Origin of the sequence: Xanthomonas sp. SHU 166 (assembly GCF_000364685.1) — a bacterium.
GTDB classification, from domain to species: Bacteria; Pseudomonadota; Gammaproteobacteria; order Xanthomonadales; family Xanthomonadaceae; genus Xanthomonas_A; species Xanthomonas_A sontii.
In genome coordinates this window covers 1-1905 of record NZ_AQOJ01000738.1, presented here as the reverse complement: position 1 = coordinate 1905, position 1905 = coordinate 1, and the positions used below count along the sequence as shown (strand labels likewise).

The following is a 1905-nucleotide window of genomic DNA, read 5'->3' as shown; positions in this document are numbered from 1 at the left end:
GCGGTGACCGCCGCCAGCGCGCCCATCCTCGACAGCTTGCGGGCGTTGGGCATCGCCGCCGAACGCGTGCCGCTGGGCGTGGACCTGCGCGCCTGGCCACCGCGCCCGCCGCGCGCGCGCGGGGAGGGCCCGGCGCGGCTGCTGCACGTGGCCAGCCTCAATCCGGTGAAGGACCAGACGACCCTGTTGCGCGCACTTGCTGCGCTGGCCCGCGCCGGGGTCGACTTCCGCATCGACCTGGTCGGCGTGGACACCCTCGACGGCGCGATGCAGCGCCTGGTCGCCACCCTGGGCCTGAGCGCGCGCGTGTGCTTCCTCGGCTTCAAGACCCAGCGCGACCTGCGGCCGCTGGTGGAGGCGGCGGATCTGCTGGTGTTGTCGTCGCAGCACGAGGCCGGGCCGCTGGTATTGCTGGAAGCGGCGGTGGCCGGCGTGCCGACCGTGGGCACCGCGGTCGGGCATCTGCAGGAGTGGGCGCCGTCGGCGGCGCTGGCGGTGCCGGTCGGCGACTGGGCCGGGCTGGCCGATGCGCTGCGCCAGGTGCTCAGCGACGACGACCTGCGCCTGCGCATGGCCTGGGCGGCGCAATGCCGGGCCGTGCGCGAGGACGCCGACTGCAGCGTGCGCGGCTTCACCGCGCTGTACCAGCGCCTGTGCGCACCGCGCAGCACCGATGAGCGGCGCGCGGCGCAGAACGGTTGACGCGCAGCGCGGCGTGCCGGCGCTTCGCCTTTAAGACGGCCTCGTGTGTTGTCGTGGCAGCGGCTTCAGCCGCGACGTGCGCCGCCCCAACGGCTGTCGCGGCTGAAGCCGCTCCCGCGACGGTCGTTTACTGCGCGCTCTAGGAAGGCGCGCGTCACTCCGACGACGGCGCATAGCCCTGCAGCGCGGTGCGCACCGCGTACAGCGTGTCCATGCGCGGCACCGGACGCAGCAACCGCTGCAGCACGCGGCGACGCTGCGGCAGGCGCACCCAGTCCTGGCCCTGCAGCCACAGTTGGGTACGAATCATCTCGGCGCGTTCCTGGCGGCTTTCCGCCGAGGGCTGCAGGCGCTGGCGCAGATAGTCCAGCACCTCGCCGCCCGAACGCGCCCATTCGATGCCCGGCAGCGCCGGCAGCCACAGGTGCGAGCACGACGCACCCGTCAGGTCCAATCCGCGCGCGCGCAGCCGCAACAGCGGCGGACACTGCGCGCGCAGTTGCTTGAGCACCGCCGACGGAATCGCCGCGCGGTAGTAACGCAGCATCAACCGCAGCGGCGGCCATGCCCACCAGGCGTCGGTGCCGGTCAGCATCTGCCAGTCGCTGGCGCGCATGCGCGGAGCGAGCAAGGCCAGGTCGTGCAGGTGCATCAGCCGCAGGCTGCGGCTGCACAGTCCGCCGGCCGCGTGCAGCAACAGGTGGCGCATCAGCGCGCCGTTGCTGGGGTAGGGATTCAGGCCGGGCCTGCCGTCGCGCGGCAGGAGTTGCGTACCGAGGTCGACCGTGCGCAGCGGCAGGCGTTCCTGGATGCGCACGTGCAGTTCGATGTTGATCGGCGTGTCGCGGTGCTCGCCCAGGCCACCCACCGCCTGCGCCTGCGCTGGACGGAAGGTCTGGTGCTTCCACTGCGCGAACTCGGCCACGTAGCCCAGCGCGGCGAGCAAAGTCGCGGCACGCTCGGCGTCCTCGGGGCGCACCAGCAGGTCGATGTCGGCCATCGGCCGGTCGCCCGGCCGATACAGGCCTTGCGCATGCAGCGCCGCGCCTTTCAGCGGCACGATCGCCAGGCCGGCGGTCTGCGCCAGGGCGTCGATTCGCTGCAGCAACGCGGCGATGCGTTGGTAGCGCTGCGCCACGTGCTCGCGTTGTCCCTCCAGGAACGCGCGCCACGGCCGGTCCGGCCATTGCGAGCGCTGGCTCA

Annotated in this window: 2 protein-coding genes; one reads left to right on the top strand and one right to left on the bottom strand. The window is 73.0% G+C overall.

The window, feature by feature from the left end; genetic code table 11:
- On the top strand, window positions 1-702 hold a 702-nt coding region (locus D180_RS17160), incomplete at its 5' end, for a glycosyltransferase family 4 protein (protein WP_017913764.1).
- A gap of 154 nt (window positions 703-856) precedes the next feature.
- Here the strand turns inward: D180_RS17160 and D180_RS17155 are convergent.
- Window positions 857-1905 (bottom strand): nucleotidyltransferase family protein (locus D180_RS17155; RefSeq protein ID WP_017913763.1); only part of this gene is annotated, 1049 nt, incomplete at its 5' end.